This is a genomic window from Actinoplanes sp. NPDC051861, assembly GCF_040681145.1.
Lineage (GTDB): Bacteria > Actinomycetota > Actinomycetes > Mycobacteriales > Micromonosporaceae > Actinoplanes.
In genome coordinates this window covers 383,394-403,070 of the sequence record NZ_JBFAYE010000002.1, presented here as the reverse complement: position 1 = coordinate 403,070, position 19,677 = coordinate 383,394, and the positions used below count along the sequence as shown (strand labels likewise).

12 protein-coding genes are annotated in these 19,677 nt (G+C 71.4%); 7 read left to right on the top strand and 5 right to left on the bottom strand.

The features are described from left to right. Nucleotides 1–22: 22 nt before the first annotated feature. On the bottom strand, nt 23–1,306 hold the full coding sequence (gene eno, locus AB0M02_RS08510) for a phosphopyruvate hydratase (protein WP_364223586.1): 1,284 nt from the start codon (nt 1,304–1,306) through the stop codon (nt 23–25). A gap of 170 nt (nt 1,307–1,476) precedes the next feature. On the opposite strand from eno, the gene AB0M02_RS08505 reads away from it, so the two are divergent. Then, the gene (locus AB0M02_RS08505) at nt 1,477–2,121 is read left to right on the top strand and encodes a hypothetical protein (protein ID WP_364223584.1); all 645 of its coding nucleotides are present in this window, start codon (nt 1,477–1,479) and stop codon (nt 2,119–2,121) included. A 125-nt stretch (nt 2,122–2,246) separates the two neighbouring features. Next, nucleotides 2,247–2,897 carry a hypothetical protein gene (locus tag AB0M02_RS08500; protein WP_364223582.1) on the top strand — a complete coding sequence of 217 codons (651 nt, stop codon included), beginning with the start codon at nt 2,247–2,249 and terminating at the stop codon, nt 2,895–2,897. Nucleotides 2,898–2,989: 92 nt separating this feature from the next. Here the strand turns inward: AB0M02_RS08500 and AB0M02_RS08495 are convergent, their stop codons facing one another. From AB0M02_RS08495 to mfd, 4 genes are read right to left on the bottom strand one after another with little or no spacing between them, the layout of a single operon-like run. Continuing rightward, nucleotides 2,990–4,606, bottom strand: coding sequence for a DUF885 domain-containing protein (locus tag AB0M02_RS08495; protein WP_364223580.1), 1,617 nt, complete (start codon nt 4,604–4,606; stop codon nt 2,990–2,992). 10 nt (nt 4,607–4,616) lie between these two features. After that, on the bottom strand, nt 4,617–5,576 hold the full coding sequence (locus AB0M02_RS08490) for a nucleoside triphosphate pyrophosphohydrolase (RefSeq protein ID WP_364224499.1): 960 nt from the start codon (nt 5,574–5,576) through the stop codon (nt 4,617–4,619). Further along, a complete protein-coding gene (locus AB0M02_RS08485; RefSeq protein WP_364223578.1) occupies nt 5,573–6,331 on the bottom strand; it encodes a hypothetical protein in 759 nt (252 codons plus the stop codon). The genes AB0M02_RS08490 and AB0M02_RS08485 overlap by 4 nt, the downstream gene beginning before the upstream one ends. 2 nt (nt 6,332–6,333) lie before the next feature. Further along, the gene (gene mfd, locus AB0M02_RS08480; RefSeq protein WP_364223576.1) at nt 6,334–9,963 is read right to left on the bottom strand and encodes a transcription-repair coupling factor; all 3,630 of its coding nucleotides are present in this window, start codon (nt 9,961–9,963) and stop codon (nt 6,334–6,336) included. Between the two features lie 194 nt (nt 9,964–10,157). Between mfd and AB0M02_RS08475 the strand changes: the two genes are divergently transcribed. The 5 genes from AB0M02_RS08475 (at nt 10,158) to ppc (ending at nt 19,633) form a co-directional block, all read left to right on the top strand. Then, a complete protein-coding gene (locus tag AB0M02_RS08475) occupies nt 10,158–11,939 on the top strand; it encodes an enoyl-CoA hydratase-related protein (protein WP_364223574.1) in 1,782 nt (593 codons plus the stop codon). Nucleotides 11,940–12,035: 96 nt separating this feature from the next. Beyond that, complete coding sequence (locus tag AB0M02_RS08470) at nt 12,036–13,739, top strand: glycosyltransferase family 2 protein (protein WP_364223572.1); 1,704 nt, start codon at nt 12,036–12,038, stop codon at nt 13,737–13,739. Continuing rightward, nucleotides 13,736–15,685 carry a galactose oxidase-like domain-containing protein gene (locus AB0M02_RS08465; RefSeq protein ID WP_364223570.1) on the top strand — a complete coding sequence of 650 codons (1,950 nt, stop codon included), beginning with the start codon at nt 13,736–13,738 and terminating at the stop codon, nt 15,683–15,685. Before AB0M02_RS08470 ends, AB0M02_RS08465 begins: the two co-directional genes overlap by 4 nt. A 3-nt stretch (nt 15,686–15,688) precedes the next feature. Next, nucleotides 15,689–16,711, top strand: coding sequence for a glycoside hydrolase family 6 protein (locus AB0M02_RS08460; protein WP_364223568.1), 1,023 nt, complete (start codon nt 15,689–15,691; stop codon nt 16,709–16,711). A 126-nt stretch (nt 16,712–16,837) separates the two neighbouring features. Continuing rightward, nucleotides 16,838–19,633 (top strand): phosphoenolpyruvate carboxylase, encoded by a 2,796-nt coding sequence (ppc, locus tag AB0M02_RS08455; RefSeq protein ID WP_364223566.1) that lies wholly within the window; start codon nt 16,838–16,840, stop codon nt 19,631–19,633. Nucleotides 19,634–19,677: the final 44 nt, after the last annotated feature.

Genomic DNA, 19,677 nt, shown 5'->3' with positions numbered 1-19,677 from the left:
TTCATGATCTGCCGCTGAGGTGTCAGCCGACCCGGTAACGCGGGAACGCGCCCGCACCGGCGTACCGCGCGGCGGTCTCCAGCTGCTCCTCGATGCGCAGGAGCTGGTTGTACTTGGCGACCCGGTCCGAGCGGGCCGGGGCGCCGGTCTTGATCTGGCCGGAGCCGACCGCCACCGCCAGGTCGGCGATCGTGACGTCCTCGGTCTCGCCGGACCGGTGCGACATCATGGTCTTGAAGCCGGCCCGGTGCGCCAGGTCGACGGCGTCCAGCGTCTCGGTCAGCGAGCCGATCTGGTTCACCTTCACCAGGACCGCGTTGCCGGCGCTCTCGGCGATGCCGCGGGCGATGCGCTGCGGGTTGGTGACGAACAGGTCGTCGCCGACGATCTGGATCTTGTCGCCGAGCTCAGCGGTCATCGAGCTCCAGCCGGCCCAGTCGTCCTCGGCCAGCGGGTCCTCGATGGAGACGATCGGGTAGTCGGCGGCGAGCTTCGCGTAGTACGCGATCATCTCGTCGGTCGACTTCGGGGCGCCCTCGAACAGGTACGACCCGTCCTTGTAGAACTCGGTCGCGGCGACGTCCATGGCCAGGACGATGTCGCTGCCCAGGTTGAAGCCGGCGGCCTGGACGGCCTCGGCGATCAGGTCCAGCGCGGCGGCGTTGGCGGGCAGGTTCGGCGCGAAGCCGCCCTCGTCACCGAGACCGGTGGAGAGGCCCTTCTTCTTCAGCACCGACTTGAGCGCGTGGTAGACCTCGGCGCCGGTGCGCAGCGCCTCGCGGAAGGTGGGAGCGCCGATCGGGGCGATCATGAACTCCTGCACGTCGACGTTCGAGTCGGCGTGGGCGCCACCGTTGACGATGTTCATCATCGGCACCGGCAGGACGGCGGCGTTCGGGCCACCGACGTAGCGGAACAGCGGCAGTTCGGCGGAGAGCGCGGCGGCCTTGGCGACGGCGAGCGACACGCCGAGGATCGCGTTGGCGCCCAGCTCCGACTTGGTGTCGGTGCCGTCCAGGTCGAGCATCTTCTGGTCGATCAGGCGCTGCTCGGACGCCTCGTAACCGATCAGCTCGTCGGCGATCCGGTCCTCGATGTTGGCGACCGCCTTCTCGACACCCTTGCCGAGGTAGCGGCCCTTGTCACCGTCGCGGAGCTCGAGAGCCTCGAACGCACCCGTGGAGGCGCCGGAGGGAACCGCAGCGCGGCCGACCGTGCCGTCGTCCAGGCCGACCTCGACCTCGACGGTGGGATTGCCCCGGGAATCGAGGATCTCGCGGGCGACGATAGCTTCAATGGTGGCCATTGGTGTGTCGCTCCCTAACAGTTGAACGAATACAGTTCCGGTCCGCGACCCTGCGGGCCGACCACACGGGAGAGCGTATCGAGTCCGGCGATGACCCGTCCGCGGGGCCGGTGAACTCTCCCGCCGGTATCCCTCAAACCCCGGCCCGGCCTGCCGAACCGTTGGGCACTATGACCAGTAGCCTGTTTCCCGCCGGCGGCTCGCGCGTCGAGATGGACACCGGGGACGAACGCCTCGGCGGCGTCCGCGTGGTCCGGGTCACCGACGCTGCCGTGACCCTGTCTCTCGCCCTCGACGACGTGCCGCCGCAGGGGTCGACCGTGATCCTGCGCTGGCCGGCCGGCATCCGCGGCCTGTACGCCGTACGCGCCGCGATGCTCTCGGCCGACGAGAACCGGGTGGACTTCCGCCTCCTCGAGGAACCGGCCGTCGAGCAGCGCCGCAACTTCGTCCGCGGCGGCGGTGGCGAGGACGTGCTGCTCGTACGCCCCGGCCGGCGCGAGTCGATCGGCCGCGTGCACGACATCAGCGAGCGCTCGGTCCGCGCGCACTTCACCGACGTCGACCTGCGGCCCGGCCAGGAGATGCGGCTGCGGGTCCAGCTCGGCGGCGAGGTGGTGGAGTTCCCCGCCATCGCGATGCGCGTCAGCGCCGTACGCCAGCAGGTCCCGTTCCGCGGCCCGCTCTCGGTGGAGATGGTGGCGATCTTCGAACAGGACGAACGCCAGGCGAAAATAATCCGCCGATACGTTCTGCGTCAGCAGGTCGCCCGTGCCCGCGAGGCAGCGGCCGCCGCCGCTCTGACCGCGGTCTGAATTCATTGTCGAAATATTCGGGTACTTCGACCCGACAATTGTCCTGCCATTCGCCCTGATTCAACCGCGGCCGCATCCGGATACTCGATTGCGCGGGGTTGTGCGGGTGCGACAGGGTGGTCTTCGTGCCCGCCACCCCGCGCCGCCTCACAGCCCTGCTGATCCTGGCCGCGACTTCCTCGGCGCTGGCATCCTGCGGCGACCTCGACCAGGCCAGCGCGGCCGGCGCCACTCCGGGGGACCTGGTCGCCTCACTGGCCGACCAGCTGGCCGGAACCCCCCGCCTCACCTACACCGCGACGTACCGGTTACCCGGCGGCGAAACAGCCCGCGCCACCCGCACCGCCGACCCGGCCCGCGCAGCCTACGTCTTCACCGGCGGCCGCCTCATCCGCACCGAAGCCGCCCTGACCCGCTGCGACCCGAAGACCTGCACCACCACCGACCCGACCCCCACCGACGGCCTGCCACCCACGTCGGGCATGGTCACCCCCGAAGCGGTGCTGGCCCTGATGGAGACCGCCGCCATAGACCCGGGCGTCGAGGTCACCCAGGAGGACACCACCCGAGCCGGCCGCAACGCCACCTGCCTGACCGTCCGAGGCCTCGAGTCCTTCGACACCTGCGTAACAGTCGAAGGCGCCCTGGCCGGCTTCACCGGCAGCATCGAAGGCACCCCGGTGGAGATGGTCCTGGTCGACTACGCCGACGAGGTCGAAGAACTCGACTTCATGCCCCCACCCTCCGCTCACCTGATCGACAAACGGAACAAATAACCCACCCCCGCCGGCTCCCTCAGCCCGCTCTCGCACCTCCCAACGCACACCCCACCCCGGGGGAGGGGGGAGAGCAACGAGACCAAACAACCTCAAACACCAAGCAAAGACCTCAAATGCCGAGGCGGCGGCGACCCATGCCCCAACATCGCGTCATGCCAAGCCTTGGGAGTAGCCCCGAACGGCCGAGCCCCCGCGATCCCCGCCATCTCCGTATAGCCCACGAAGTAGGTCGAGAGCTGCGTAGAAGTCAGCAACGCCCTCCGCCACTTCCCCGCCGCCTCCCCCTCCTCCTGGAAGCCGCGCCCGATCATCAGCTCCATCGCCTCCGCCTCGGCCAGCCCCTCACAATGCGTCAGCTGGTCGATGATCGCGTTGAGGCTCATCCGCAGCTGCATCTTCAGCTGCTGCAGCCGCACCGGTAGCCCGCCGAAGCCGAGCCCGGTCATCAGCTCCTCCGCATAGACCGCCCAGCCCTCGACGAACGGGCCGGACCAGCCCAGCGCCCGGACGCGGGTCGCGGCCCGGAAGCGCCGCGAGTGTGCGATCTGCAGGAAGTGGCCGGGCATCGCCTCGTGCACGGTCAGGTTGCGGAGCATCTCGTTGTTGTACTCCCGGTAGAAGCTGGCTATCCGCTCCGCGGGCCAGTCCGCCGGTGCCGGGGCGATGCAGTAGAAGGTCGGCACGTCGGCCGTCTCCAGAGGACCGGGCGGGTCGCAGTAGGCCACCGCGACGCCCCGGGCGAACTCCGGCATCTCCTCGATGACGCAGGGGTCGTCCACCAGCGACACGATGTCGTGGCGGCGGACGAACTCGGTCGCCTCGTCCATCGTGCCCTTGGCGAGCCCGACGATCGAGGTGTTGTCGGGGTGCTGCTCGGCGATCAGGGACAACGCACGACGGATGCTGTCGTCGGAAGCGGGACCACCGACCAGCTCGGCGGAGGCCGCCCGCAGCTCCTCACTCACCCTGTCCAGGTTGGCCCGGGCTCGGGAGAGCACCTCGGCGGCGGACAACTCGGTGTCCAGCGTGTGCCAGAGCCGCGCCTCCCAGAGGCGGCGGCCGAGTCGAGGGTCGCGGCCGGGCTCACCGCTGTCGATCAGACCGCGCAGCCACGCGTCGAACTCGCTCAGCGCGGCCAGCGCGGCGCCCGAGGCCGGCTCCACCACGCCGGCCATCCCCGGCGCCTGGGCCAGCATCGCGGGCACCTCGTCGCGGATCAGCGCGGCCGTGCCGGCGAACTGGCCGGCCGCCGTCTCGGCGTGGATGCGCGGCACGTCGCGCAGCGCGGCACGGGCGGTGGCCAGCGCGTCCGGGATCGCGGCGAGGCGACCCGCCAGGCTCTCCAGCCGCTCTTCGACCGGGGCGAACGGGCGCGCGATCAGGCCGTGCAGCAGCGGGCCCGGGTTGTGGACCAACGGGTTCCACTCGTGCTCGCGGATCTCGCCCAGCTCGAACAGCGCCTGCTCCACGCGGGCCGTGAGGATGGCGTGGTCCACCTGGTCCTCGGCGTCCAGGCCGTCGGCGTCGACGCCGCTGAGCGCGTCGGCGGCGTCACGCAGCATGGCGGCGGTCGCCGTGGTGGCGGACTCGGAGAAGTCGGGCAGGCGGTCGTCGAAGCGATGGTCGCCCGCATCGGACGCCGTCGCGGGATTGCTTTCCAGCAGGGCGTCGACGATGCGCTCGGCGAGTGGAACGAACTCCGGCATGCCGAGAAAACTACTCCGGGGGACCGACATTTTCCGCCGCACGCACCGCGTCCGCGAAGTCCAGTGCGGCACGGCGCAGCTCGGTCTCCGGGTCGAGGCCGGCGGCGCGGGCGTCGGCGACCAGCCGCAGCAGGCCGGCGCCGAGGTCGTCGCCGTGCGGCAGCGCAACGTCCAGGCCGGCACGCTGGACGCGCTGAAGGATCTTGGCGGCCAGGGCGAGGGCGGGCTGGCTCAGTGCGATCCCGTCCAATACGGAGTCCCGCTCCTTCTCCGCCCGCTTGATCCGCTCCCAGTTGGCGGTGATCTCCTCGATGTCCGCCACCTGCTCACCGGCGAAGACGTGCGGGTTGCGCCGCACCATCTTCTCCACGAGCCCGCCGGCCACGTCGTCGATCGTCCACCCGTGCCCGTCCGGCTGCTCCTCGGCGAGCCGCGCGTGCAGCACCACCTGCAGCAGCACGTCGCCGAGCTCCTCACGCAGGGCTTCCAGGTCGCCCGACTCGATCGCGTCGTACGCCTCGTAGCTCTCCTCGAGCAGGTACGGCGCGAGCGTCTGGTGCGTCTGCTCCCGTTTCCACGGATCGCCGCCCGGCGAGACCAGCCGGTCCATGACCGTCACCGCGTCGAGCAGCCGCGCGCCCGCCGGGTCCCACGAGCCGTACATGAGCTCCAGCTCTGCCAGCGCCGGTTCGCGGGCGAGCCGCAGCCCGAGTTGCCGCGCGAAGTCCTGGTCGCCGTCCGGTCCCGCCAGCCACACCGCGGCCGGCTGCCCCGCGATCGCGTCGAGGAGCCCCTGCGCGTCGGTGTGCAGCACGGTGACCGGCACACCGCTCACCCGCAGCGCCTCGGCCTGCGGGCTCTCGGCGCCGGCGAACACCGGAAATGCCCGGAGCGCGTCCCACGCCTCCGCGGTCAGCAGCCCGGCGGGCAGCCTCGGCGACGTGACCAGCAGGATGATGCGCATGCTCAGCGGGCGTCGGTCACCGGCGCGCTGAGGTCCTCGCCGACCTGCGCGCCGAGCAGGTTCACCAGGCCGTTCTCACCCTGGGTGCTGAGCAGGTCGAACTCGAAGGGGTGGTAGCGGGGGCTGACCTCGATGTCCATCGTATCGACGGTCTTCTCCAGCTCCTGGCGGATCGCGCCGGCCCGGGCGACGGCCTCCTGGTTGGCCGGCGTCACGGCGGCGCTCCAGGCAGCGAAGTCCTGGCCGGGCTCGACCATGCCGCCCTCGGCCAGCGCGTCGTAGACCGAGCGCATGTCCTCCTCGGTGGGCGCGGCCGGCGCGGTGACCTTCTGGCCGAGCTCCTGGCGGTAGACCGCGACCTGTGCGGCCAGCCGGGCGTACTCGGTGCCGGCCGGGACGCCGAGCTGCTGGGCGATCTCGTCGTACGGCACGCCGGCCGGGAAGCTGATCCCGCGCTGCTTCGCCAGGTTCGCGTAGACCTGCTGGCCGATCAGGGCCCGCAGCACGTCGGCACGGCTGATCGGCATCCGCACACCGGCGGGCGCGGCCTGCTCACCCTCGGCCGGGGCCGGCTGCTGCGCGGCGGCGTCGGTGAGCCCGGTGTGCACCTCGTCCCAGACCTCCTGGACGCGCTGCTCCGAGATCCGCCCACTGTCCCCGATGTACGCGGCGACGTTGGGCTGCGACCGGCAGGCGGACAGGCCGCCCAGCGCGAGGGACGCGACGGCAACAGCGGTGGCGAGTCGGCGAGCAGACAACATGGTCAAACTGTCTCACGCGCGGTGTGACGTACGTCGCCCACCCCCGGTGCGTCGCCGAGGACGTCCTTGAGCAGCTGGGCACACCACTCGAGGAGTCCCTGGTCGCGCAGCGGCTCGCCACCGACCCGCCGGGTGCTCGGCCGCGGGACGCTCACCTGTTCATTGACGGACTTGTACACCGAGTCCGGGTGGTACCGCTTGAGCCGCATCTGCTTGGAGTCCGGCAGGGCCAGCGGCGAGAACCGGATGTGCTTGCCCTGCATGGAGACGTCGGTCAGTCCGTACCGCCGGGCGAGCTGGCGGAAGCGGGCGACGGCGATGAGGTTGACGACCGGGGCGGGCGGCTCGCCGTATCGGTCGGTCATCTCGGCGATGACCTCCTCCAGGCGGGTTTCGTCGCGGGCCTCGGCGAGCTTGCGATACATCTCCAGGCGCAGTCGTTCGACGGAGATGTACTCGGTGGGCAGGTGCGCGTCGACCGGCAGATCGATCTTGACCTCGGGCTCCTCCTCGGGACGCTCGCCCTTGAAGGCCTGCACTGCCTCGCCGACCATCCGCACGTACAGGTCGAAGCCGACGCCCTCGATGTGACCGGACTGCTCACCGCCGAGCAGGTTGCCGGCGCCTCTGATCTCCAGGTCCTTCATGGCCACGTACATGCCGGCGCCGAGCTCGGTGTGCTGGGCGATGGTGGCGAGGCGCTCGTGGGCGTGCTCGGTCAGCGGCTTGTCGCGGGGGTAGAGGAAGTACGCGTACGCCCGCTCGCGCCCGCGTCCGACCCGGCCGCGGATCTGGTGCAGCTGGGCGAGGCCGAGCAGGTCGGCGCGCTCCAGGATGAGGGTGTTGGCGTTCGGGATGTCGATGCCGGACTCGACGATCGTGGTGCAGACCAGGACGTCGAACTCCTTCTCCCAGAAGCCGACCATCACCTTCTCGAGCTGCTCCTCGCTCATCTGGCCGTGCGCCACCGCGACCCGCGCCTCGGGCACCAGCTCGCGAAGTTTGCGGGCCGCCCGCTCGATCGACTCGACCCGGTTGTGCAGGTAGAAGACCTGGCCGTCGCGGAGCAGCTCGCGGTGCACGGCCGCGGCGACCTGCTTCTCGTCGTACGCCCCCACGTACGTGAGGACCGGGTGCCGCTCCTCCGGCGGGGTGGCGATCGTGGACATCTCCCGGATGCCGGTGATCGCCATCTCCAGGGTCCGCGGGATCGGCGTGGCGGACATGGTCAGCACGTCCACCGACGCGCGCAGCGCCTTGAGCTGCTCCTTGTGCTCGACGCCGAAGCGCTGCTCCTCATCCACGATGATCAGGCCGAGGTTCTTGAACCGGGTGGCCTTGGAGAGCAGCCGGTGCGTGCCGATCACGATGTCGGCGGTGCCTTCGGCCGCGTTCTCCAGCGTGAGCGCCGCCTCCTTGGGCGTCTGGAACCGGGACAGCTGCCTGATCTGGATCGGGAACTGGCTCATCCGCTCGGTGAACGTGTTGAAGTGCTGCTGGGCCAGCAGGGTGGTCGGCACCAGCACGGCCACCTGCTTGCCGTCCTGCACCGCCTTGAACGCCGCGCGCACCGCGATCTCGGTCTTGCCGTACCCCACGTCGCCGCAGATCAGCCGGTCCATCGGCACGGCCAGCTCCATGTCGTGCTTGACCTCGTGGATCGCGGCCAGCTGGTCGGGCGTCTCGGTGTACGGGAACGCGTCCTCCAGCTCACGCTGCCACGGCGTGTCCGGCCCGAACGCGTGTCCCTGCGAGGCCTGGCGAGCCGCATACAGCTGGATGAGCTGGGCGGCGATCTCCTTCACCGCCTTGCGTGCCCGCGCCTTGCTCTTCTGCCAGTCGGCGCCGCCCATCTTGTGCAGGCTGGGCGACTCGCCACCGACGTACCGCGAGAGCTGGTCGAGCTGGTCGGTGGGCACGTAGAGCCGGTCGCCGGGCTGGCCACGTTTGGACGCGGCGTACTCGATCACGAGGTATTCGCGGTCGGCGCCGTTGACCGTGCGCTGCACCAGCTCGACGTAGCGCCCGATGCCGTGCTGCTCGTGCACCACGAAGTCGCCGGTCTTCAGCTCGAGCGGGTCGATGGTGTTGCGCCGCCGGGCCGGCATCTTGCGCATGTCCTTCGTGGACGCGCCGCGGCCGCCGGAGATGTCGTTGCCGGTGATCACCGCGAGCCGGGACGCCTCGTCGACGAAGCCGTGGTTGAGCCCGCCGCACGTGACCAGCAGCTGCCCGTCCTCGATCGGTGCCGAGATCGAGTCGACCGGTGTCACGCCGAGGCCGGCGTCGCGCAGCAGCTCGGTGGCCCGCTGGGCGGTGCCCTTGCCCTCGAAGACCAGCGCGACCGCCCAGCCCCTGCCCACCCATTCGGACAGGTCGCCGGCGAGCTTGGCGGTGTCACCGTGATAGAGCGGCACCGGCTGGGCGGCCAGGGCGATCGCGTCACCCGCGTCCGGCGAGACCTCGACCGGCGCCGAGTCCTCCCACGGAAGTGCCTCGGGAGTCTCCGCGGTGGCCAGGCCGAACGGGGAGATCGTCCACCACGGTTGCCGCAGGACCCCGGCGTGCGCGCGGACGTCGGCCAGCGTCCGGAAGGCGACGGCGCCGACGTCGATGGGTGCCTGGCCTCCGACGGCGGCCGCGGCCCAGGACGCTTCGAGAAATTCATCAGATGTACGGGTGAGGTCATGCGCTCGCGTCCGGATGCGCTCCGGGTCGCACAGCAGCACGTGTGTGCCCGCCGGCATGCAGTCGATCAGCAACTCCATGCTCTGAGTCCCGTCCAACAGAGCGGGCGCCAGCGACTCCATGCCCTCGACCGGGATGCCCTCGGCGAGCTTGTCCAGGATCTCCGCCAGCTCCGGGTGCGCCGTCGACAGCTCGGCGGCTCGCGACCGGACCTCGGGGGTGAGCAGCAGCTCCCGGCAGGGCGGAGCCCAGAGCCGCTCCACCTGGTCGATGGTCCGCTGGTCGGCGACCGCGAACGTGCGGATCTCCTCGACCTCGTCGCCCCAGAACTCGACCCGTGACGGGTGCTCGTCGGTGGGCGGGAACACGTCCAGGATGCCGCCGCGGACTGCGAACTCGCCGCGCTTGGTGACCAGGTCCACCCGCGCGTACGCCATGTCGGAAAGCCGCCGGGCGACCCCCTCCAGCTCGGCCTCGCGCCCGGAGACCAGCTCGACCGGCTCCAGGTCGCCCAGGCCCTTGAGCTGCGGCTGCAGCAGCGACCGGACCGGCGCGACGATCACCTGCAGCGGCTGCTCACCGGGGTGCGCGAGGCGGCGCAGCACGGCCAGGCGGCGGCCGACCGTGTCCGAGCGCGGTGACAGCCGCTCGTGCGGCAGCGTCTCCCAGGACGGGTAGACCGCCACCCGGTCCGGCTCGATCAGGCAGCCGAGCGCGTCGGCCAGGTCGTCGGCCTCGCGGGAGGTCGCGGTGACGGCGAGCACCGGCCGCTGCGCCCCGGCGTCACCGCTGCCGGCCACCGCGGCGACCACGAAGGGCCGCAGCGAGACGGGCGCGGTCAGATCGAGCGAGTCCGAGTCGACGAAGCCCTTGCGGGCCAGGTCACGAGCGCGGGCGAGGCCGCGATCGCGCAGGGCGGCTGGGATCAGTCCGGAAAGCTGCATGGCAGGAAATCCCCCTGAGGGCACGACGAACAACCCCTGACGACCAGAAGGGCGGGGGTGTAGGGAACAGCTTAGTCCGACACGCCGACAGTTCCGGGAGGCCGCGTCTTATCGCACAGCATGTCCGACATGAGATCCGGCGCGTCGTGAAAAGTGCCCGTTCGGTGTGAGCACGTCATCCGGGGAGGCAACACGTGCGGATCCTGCTGCTCGTCTCGGCGTTCAACGGCCTGAGTCAACGGGTGTGGTGCGCTTTGCGGGAGGCGGGGCACGACGTCGGGGTGCTGCTCGCGGCGAACGGCCGGGAGATCGTCGACGGCGTGCACGCGGCCGCGCCGGACCTGATCATCTGCCCGTATCTCACCGAGCGCGTGCCCGCGCAGGTCTGGCAGCGCTGGCGCACGGTGATCATCCATCCCGGCCCGGTCGGCGACCGCGGTCCGTCCTCGTTGGACTGGGCGATCAGCGACGGCGCCCCGGCCTGGGGCGTCACCGCGCTGCAGGCCGTCGAGGAGTTCGACGCCGGGCCCATCTGGGCCACCCGCACGTTCCCGATGCCGGCCGCGCCGCCGCGCAAGTCCGCGCTCTATCTCGGCCCGGTCTCGGACGCCGCGCTGGAATGCGTCTTCGAGGTGGTCGCGAAGGCGTCCGATCCGTCGTTCGTGCCGGTGCCGGCGGAGAACACACCCACCGAGGCACCCGGGGCACGACCGCGGCCGCCGATCCGGCAGCGGGACCGGGCCTTCGGCTGGGCGGAGCCCAGCGAGAGCATTCTGCGAAGGGTCCGGGCCGCGGACGGCTCACCCGGGGTGCGCACCGAGGTGGGTGGCCTTGAGGTGTACGCGTACGACGCGCACCTCGGCCTGGCTCGCGGCGGGCGTCCCGGCTCGATCCTGAGCCGCCGCCAGGGCGCGGTGCTCGTGGCCACCGGTGACGGCAGCCTCTGGATCGGGCACCTGCGCCCGGCGGCCGAGGGCGGCATCAAGCTCCCCGCCACGACCGTGCTCGGCGAGCGGCTGCGCGGTGTGCCGCACTCCCCCGCGGGCCCGCAGGCCGACCCGGAGGCGCCGTCGGCGTACCGGCAGGTCCGATACCGGCGCACCGGTGCGGTGGGCTGGCTGCACTTCGACTTCTACAACGGCGCGATGGCGGCCGGGCACTCGCGCCGCCTGCTCGCCGGCCTGCGCCACGCCGTCGCGCAGGACACCAGGGTGCTCGTGCTGCGCGGCGGTACCGAGGCGTTCAGCAACGGCATCCACCTCAACGCGATCGAGGGCGCGGCCGACCCGGCGGGCGCGGCCTGGGCCGGCATCCGGGCGATCAACGAGGTCTGCCGGGAGATCATCACCTGCACCCGGCAGATCGTGGTGGCGGCGTACGCGGGCAACGCCGGCGCGGGCGGTGTGATGCTCGGGCTCGGCGCGGACATCATCGCGGCCCGGGACGGGATCGTGCTCAACCCGTACTACGACATCGGGCTGTTCGGCTCGGAACTGCACACGTTCACGCTGCCCCGGCGGGTGGGCACGGACAGCGCACAGCGGCTCATCGACGACAAGCTCCCGATCAGCGCCGGCCAGGCGGCACGGCTCGGACTGGTGGACGAGGTCGGGCCGAGGCATCCGGAGGCGTACGCTCAATGGCTCGCCGCCCTGGCCGACCACCACAGTGACGTGCGCACCGCGCGCAAGCGACGCGCGGCGAAGGCGAAGCGGCTCGCCGCTGAGCGGATCCCCCTCGAGGTCTACGAGACGCGCGAACTCGCCGAGATGAGCCGCGACATCTACACCGACCGGTCCGGTTTCGCCGCGGCGCGCCGCGGCTTCGTCCGCAAGACCGAACCGCAGGGCACGCCGCGCCGGCTGATCCTCGCCGCCAACGCGGGACCGGCCACAGCGACCCGGCCACGGCCCACCAACGCGGGACCGGCCGAACGGCGACCGGCGATCCGCCCGGCGATCCCGGTGTCGGCCTGATCCATGAGTGTTCTGCGAACCCCGGGCTCCGGGGCGACTCCCCCTGCCCACAACCGGCCCGTTCCCGCTCAGCGCCCGCCCGCCGGGCGCGCACCGATGCCTCGCGATCAGCTCGGCAGCACGCTCGTCATTCCGACGCAGTTCGAGTACGCCGCCTACAGCGTGCTCGCCGGTCCGGCCGGGAAGCCGCCCGACGACCGGCCCTACCGGGTCGAGATGCGCCCGCTGGCCCGCCGCCGCCCGATCCGGACGCTGCTGATCACGCTGTTCGCGTTCGCCTTCGAGAGCACGTTCTTCGGCTGGCTGGTCGCCTCGATCGAGCTGCCCGACCAGCGCCTGCACACGATCCTCTACCTGGCCACCGTCTTCATGATCGTGGCGACCGCGGCGATCGAGCTGTTCCGGCTGGTCAACGTCGTGACCCTGTGCCTCGCGACGCTCTGGGCCTGTGACCCTGTGCCGGTCGTGCCGGACACCCGGACGCGGGTCGCGTTCCTCACCACGATCGTTCCCGGCAAGGAACCGATCGCGATGGTGGAGAAGACGCTGCGGGCCGCCCGGGAGATCCGGCACGCCGGGCAGTACGACGTCTGGCTGCTCGACGAGGGCGACGACCCGGTCGTCAAGCTGATGTGCCGGCGGCTGGGCGTGCGGCACTTCACGCGCAAGGGCGTGCCCTGCTGGAACACCGACGGCGGCATCTTCAAGGCCAGGACCAAGCACGGCAACTACAACTCCTGGCTGGACGCGTACGGCGACGAGTACGACGTGTTCGTGTCGGTCGACCCGGACCACGTTCCGGCGCCGAACTTCTGCGAGCGGCTGCTCGGCTATTTCCGCGACCCGGACGTGGCGTTCGTCGTCGGACCGCAGATCTACGGCAACTACGACAACCTGGTCACCCGGTGGGCCGAGTCCCAGCAGTACCTGTTCCACTCGCTGTTGCAGCGGGCCGGCAACCGGCGCGGTATCGCGATGCTGGTCGGCACGAACAACGCGGTGCGGATCGCGGCGCTGAAGGAAGTCGGCGGGCTCCAGGACTCGATCACCGAGGACATGGCGACCAGCCTGAAGCTGCACGCGTCGAAGAACCCGGCGACCGGGAACCGGTGGCGGTCGGTCTACACCCCGGACGTGCTGGCCGTCGGCGAGGGACCGTCCTCCTGGACCGACTACTTCACCCAGCAGGACCGCTGGTCGCGCGGCACCGACGAGGTCGTCGTACGCCGCTTCGCCGGGCTGTCCTGGCGGCTGGGCACGGGGCGGGCACTGCACTACGCGCTGCTGATGTCGTACTACCCGCTCACCGCGCTCGCGTGGCTGCTCGGCGCGGCCAACGCGGCCGGGTTCCTGCTGCTGGGCGCGAAGGGCGTGCAGGTGCCGGAGCAGGTGTGGCTGATGCTCTATGTGGACGCCGCGCTGTTCCAGATCGCCCTGTACCTGTTCAACCGGCGGCACAACGTCAGCCCGCACGAGGGGTCCGGGTCGTCCGGACTGTCCGGGATGCTGGCGTCCACGCTGTGCACCCCGGTCTACGTGTCGTCGCTGGTGTCGGCGGTGCTCGGCCGGCGTACCGGTTTCGTGGTGACGCCGAAGGGCGACTCGGCCAGCCCGGATCGGCTCGCCACGTTCGCGCCCGGCCTGCGCTGGGCCGCCCTCTACGCCGCGATGCTCGCCGTCGCGCCGTTCATCGACCACGTCGACGCGGCCATGTACGCCTGGCCCGCCCTCAACCTGGTCATCTGCCTCACCCCGGCAGCCGTCTGGCTGTCCCGTTCCCGAAAGGAAGTCCCCGCATGAAGCCCCGCTCGCGTCCCACCCTCGCCCGCCGCCTGGCGAGCGGTCTGGCCACGCTGGTGGTGCTGGCCGGAGTGGCGGTCGCCAACCGGCCGATGGTCGCGGTCGCCGGCGAGGCGCTGCACACGTACCAGATCAACCGGGAGTCCTACAAGAAGAGGTACGGCCACTGGGCACGCCTGCCGGTGCCGCACGACTTCCGGGTCAACGCGATCCACGCCGCCCTGCTGCACACCGGAAAAGTGCTGATCATCGCGGGCAGCGGCAACAACCGGGACGCGTTCGAGGAGAAGTCGTTCCGGACCGTGCTGTTCGACCCGGGCACCGAGGAGTTCACCGAGGTGCCGACCCCGACCGACGTGTTCTGCGCGGGACACACCTTCCTGCCGAACGGGAACCTCCTGGTCGCCGGCGGCACGAAGTCGTACGAGGTGCTCGAGGCGGACGTGGAGCACGCGGCCGGGGTCATGAAGATCAAGAACGAGTCGCCGGACCACGGTGACCGGGTGTTCGACAAGGGCACCCGGCTGCGGTCGCCGGCCGGGCTGATCTATCTGACCCGGACCAGGGTGACCGTTCCGGCCGCGAGGAAGGTCACGCACGGCGCGCACATTATGGTGCACGCCGGCGCGGCCGAGGTGTGGGTGGACGCCGAGCAGAAGGGCGACGGCGCGGTCGTCCAGGACCCGGCCCAGTACACGATCGACGGCCTGACCGGCGACGACGCGAAGAACCTGTACGGGGTCGCCGACAAGATCACTCGGGAGAAGCAGGAGTACGGGGGCGACCGGACGTCGTACGAGTTCGACCCGGTGGCGGAGCGTTATGTGCGTACCGGGAACATGCGCGACCATCGCTGGTACCCCACGCTGATCGGGCTCACCAACGGCGAGGTGCTGGCGGTCTCCGGGCTCGACCAGTTCGGCCGGATCCTGCCCGGCCGCAACGAGCGCTATCTGCCGGGCGAGCGCCGCTGGGTGCGCGCGCCCGAACTCAAGCGGTACTTCCCCACCTATCCGAGCCTGCACATGATGGCCGACGGGCAGGTCTTCTACTCCGGGTCCAACGCCGGGTACGGCTCCGACACCGAGGGGCGCACGCCGGGCGTCTGGGACGTGGAACGCAACAGGTTCCGTGCCGTACCCGGGCTGCGCGACCCGCGGATGACCGAGACCAGCTCGTCGGTGCTGCTGGCGCCGGCACAGGATCAGAAGGTGATGATCCTCGGCGGTGGCGAGATCGGTGAGTCGCCGGTCTCTACGGCACGCACCGACATCGTCGACCTGGACGAGCGGCAGCCGCGTTACCGGCCCGGACCGGACCTGCCGAAACCCGCCCGCTACCTCTCGACGGTGCTGCTGCCCGACGACACCGTGTTCACCACCGGCGGGTCGTCCGGGTACCGGGGCGGGGCGTACCGAGGCGAGCCGCGCAGCGACCTGTTCAACTCGCAGATCTACCGGCCGGCCGAGAACGCCTTCGCCACCGCCGCCGACTCCACGGTGGGCCGCAACTACCACTCCGAGGCGATCCTGCTGCCCGACGGCCGGGTGATCACGCTGGGCGGTGACCCGCTCTACGACGAGACGGGTAAGAACGCCGGGACGTTCGAGCAGCGGATCGAGGTGTTCAGTCCGCCGTACCTCTTCCGCGGGACGCGGCCGACGATGGCCGGCGGCCCCACCGAGATCTCCCGCGACGAGACCGCGTCGTTCGCCACCCCGGACGCCGCGCGGATCACCTCGGCCCGGCTGATCCGGCCCAGCTCGGTCACCCATGTGACCGACACCGATCAGCGGTCGGTCGCGGTGGACGTCGTTCCGGCCGCGGGTGGCGTGGAGATCACCGTGCCGAAGCGGGCCGGGCTGGTGCCGTCCGGCTGGTACATGCTCTTCCTGATCGACGACCGGGGCGTGCCGTCCGTCGCGCGCTGGGTTCGGGTGCGCTGACCGATGCCCCGCCACCTCCGGGTGGACCGCCGGCGACGGCGGGCCGCCCTGCTCACCGCGCTGCTCGCGGTGTCGGCCGGAGGAGTGCTCCTGCAGCAGCGGGAACCGGCGCCGGCCGTCCGTGTCCCGGAGACGGCCGGCGCCTCGTACCCCGGCCTCTACGTCGACCCGCAGGGCGCCGCGGCCGACCACGTCCGGGCCCTGGAACGCGGCGGCCGCAAGGCCGACGCGGCGGTCCTGCGCCGCATCGCCGACCGGCCGGCCGCCACCTGGTTCACCGACGCCAGGCCGGGCTATCAGCTGCGGGCCCGGCGGCTGGTGCACGCCGCCGCGGCGAACCGGCGGCTGCCGGTGCTCGCGCTCTACTACATCCCGCACCGGGACTGCGGCAGCCACTCGGGCGGTGGCGCGCCCGGCGCCCGCGGCTACCGGGCCTGGATCGCGTCGCTGGCCGCCGCGCTGCGCGGCCGGCCCGCGCTGGTGATCCTGGAACCGGACGCGGTCGCCCAGGCGGTCCGCGGCGGCTGCCTGACCGCGCGTGCCACCGCCGAGCGATACGCCCTGCTCGCCCACGCCGTGGACACCCTGCGCGCGCTGCCCGGCGTCACCGTCTATCTGGACGCGGGCAACCCCACCTGGATACCGGTCACCCGGATCGCGCCCGCCCTGCGCCGGGCCGGCGTGCTGCGGGCGAACGGCTTCGCCCTCAACGTCGCCAACTTCGAAACCACAACCCTCAATCTCAGGTACGGGACACAGCTGTCCCGTCTCGTCGGCGGCCGCCACTTCGTCGTCGACACCAGCCGAAACGGCAACGGGCCGGCGAGACGGGGCGGGGGTGACCGGCACTGGTGCAATCCACCCGGGCGGCGGCTGGGCATCCCGCCGACGCTGCGGACCGGGTATCCGCTCGCGGACGCGTACCTCTGGGTGAAGAGGCCCGGAGAATCGGACGGCGCCTGTGGCAACGGCGCCCCGCCCGCAGGTCAGTGGTATCCCGCCTACGCCATGGCCCTCGCCAGGTGACCCCGCGCGCCGCCCGGCGCGCATGAGACTCTTGACTCAATTCGCCCCCGGTCGGGGGTACGCCGATACGATCGGCGAAGTCGGGACAGCGCCGTCCTGGAGCCATCCGAGCTAAGGAGCGCCCCGATGTCCGACCAGCCTGCCCACCTCGACCGAGAGGGTTCCGACGCCGCGTTACGTGCCGACATCCGCCGGATCGGCACGCTCCTCGGTCAGACCCTGGCCCGCCAGGAGGGCCGTCCCCTGCTCGACCTCGTCGAGGAGATCCGCGCGCTGGTCCGCCAGGACGCCTCGGCGGCCGCCGAGCGGCTCACCGCCCTGGACATCACCACCGGCACCAAGCTGGCACGGGCCTTCTCCACCTACTTCCACCTGGCCAACATCACCGAGCAGGTGCACCGGGCCCGCGACCTGCGCCGCCGCCGCGCCAAGGTGGGCGGCTGGCTGGACCAGGCCGCCGAGCGGATCGCCGCGAAGGGCGTGCCGGCCGACGAGATCGCCGCGGCCGCCCGCCGCCTCGCCGTCCGCCCGGTCTTCACCGCGCACCCCACCGAGGCCGCCCGCCGCTCGATCCTGTCGAAGCTGCGGCAGGTCGCCGACTCCCTCGACGCCGAGTCCGCCGCCGCGGCCCTCTACGGCGCGACCGACACCAGCGCCTCCACCAAGCGTTTCGCCGAGCTGATCGACCTGCTCTGGCAGACCGACGAGCTGCGCCTGGACCGGCCGGACCCGACCGACGAGGCACGCAACGCCGTCTACTACCTCAAGGACCTGTACGCCGACGCCGCACCGCAGGTCCTCGACGACCTGGCCGAGACGCTGCGCCGGCTCGGCGTGGAGACCGCCCCGACCGCCCGGCCGCTCACCTTCGGATCGTGGATCGGCGGCGACCGCGACGGCAACCCGTTCGTCACCCCGGCGGTCACCCGCGACGTCCTGCTGATCCAGCACGAGCACGGCATCCAGGCCACCGAGAAGGCCATGGACCTGCTGATCGACGAGCTGTCGGTCTCCCGCCGGCTGCGCGGGGTGTCCCTCGACCTGTCCGCCAGCCTGGCGCAGGACCTGGACAACCTGCCGGAGATCGCGTCCCGGTTCCGCCGGGTCAACGCCGAGGAGCCGTACCGGTTGAAGGTGCGGGCGATCAAGTCGAAGCTCGCCAACACCCGTGCCCGGCTCCAGCACGGCACCCCGCACGTGCCCGGCCGCGACTACCTCGGCAGCGACGAGCTGATCTCCGACCTCGAGCTGATGCGCGCCTCGCTGGCCCGAAACTCCGGCCAGCTGCCCGCGATCGGTGTGGTCGCCACGGCCATCCGGCAGGCGTCCGCGTTCGGACTGCAGCTCGCGACCCTCGACGTCCGCGAGCACGCCGAGAAGCACCACGAGGTGCTGCAGCAGATGTTCACGCAGGTCGGCGAGGTCGACGACTACGCGACGCTGGAGCGGGCGGACCGGACAAAGCTGCTCGCCGACGAGCTCACCGGGCGGCGGCCGCTCTCCAGTGCCGACACGCCGCTCACCGACTCGGCTCGCAAGACGTTCGACGTGTTCCACACGATCCGTGAGTCGCAGGACCGGTTCGGCGCGGACGTGATCGAGTCGTACATCATCTCGATGACCCTCGGCGTCGACGACGTCCTCGCCGCGGCCGTGCTGGCGCGCGAGGCCGGCCTCATCGACATCCACACCGGCCGCGCCCGCATCGGCATCGTCCCGCTGCTGGAGACCCCGGCCGAGCTGGACGCCGGCGGTGACCTGCTGGACGAGATGCTCTCGCTGCCGGCGTACCGGGAGATCGTCCGCGCCCGGGGCGACCTCCAGGAGGTCATGCTCGGCTACTCGGACTCCAACAAGGAGGCCGGCATCACCACCAGCCAGTGGCGCATCCACAAGGCGCAGCGCTCGCTGCGTGACGTGGCCGCCCGGCACGGTGTCCGGCTGCGCCTGTTCCACGGCCGGGGCGGCACGGTCGGCCGGGGCGGCGGTCCCACCCACGAGGCGATCCTGGCCCAGCCGTACGGCACGCTCGACGGCGCCATCAAGGTCACCGAACAGGGCGAGGTCATCTCCGACAAGTACACGGTGCCCGCGCTGGCCCGCGAGAACCTGGAACTCACCGTCGCGGCCGTGCTCCAGGCCACGCTGCTGCACACCAGCATCCAGGTCGACCCGGTGCGGCTGAAGGTCTGGGACTCCACCATGGACACCGCCTCGGACGCGGCCTTCGAGCAGTACCGCGCGCTCGTCGAGGACCCGGACCTGGCCGCCTACTTCTGGGCCGCCACACCCACGGAGCTGCTCGGCGCCCTGAACATCGGCTCCCGCCCGGCCAAGCGCCCCAACGCCGACGCGGGCCTCGGCGGCCTGCGCGCCATCCCGTGGGTCTTCGGCTGGACACAGACCCGCCAGATCGTCCCCGGCTGGTTCGGCGTCGGCACCGGCCTGGCCGCCGCCCGCGAGGCCGGCCTGGGCGACGTCCTCGACGAGATGCACACCAACTGGCAGTTCTTCCGGACCTTCCTCTCGAACGTCGAGATGATGCTCGCCAAGACCGACCTCTCGATCGCCCGCCGCTACGTCGAGACCCTGGTCCCGGAAGACCTCCGCCCCATCTTCACCAAGATCGAAGAGGAGTACGACCTCACCGTCCGCGAGGTCCTGGCCATCACCGGCGGCTCAGAACTCCTCTCCTCCCAGCCCGAACTCTCCCGCACCCTGAGCGTCCGCGACACCTACCTGGAACCCTTGCACCACCTCCAGGTAGCCCTGCTCCGCCAGTACCGCGACCTGGGCGAAGCCGGCCGCCAGATGCCAACGGCGCCGGGCGCCCGCCGAGGCCCCTCCGACTCGACGGCCCTGGAACGAGCCCTCCTGACAACCGTCAACGGCATCGCCGCCGGCATGCGCAACACCGGCTGACCCCATCGGCCAAGGCATGACGAAGGGCTTCCGGCATTCCACCG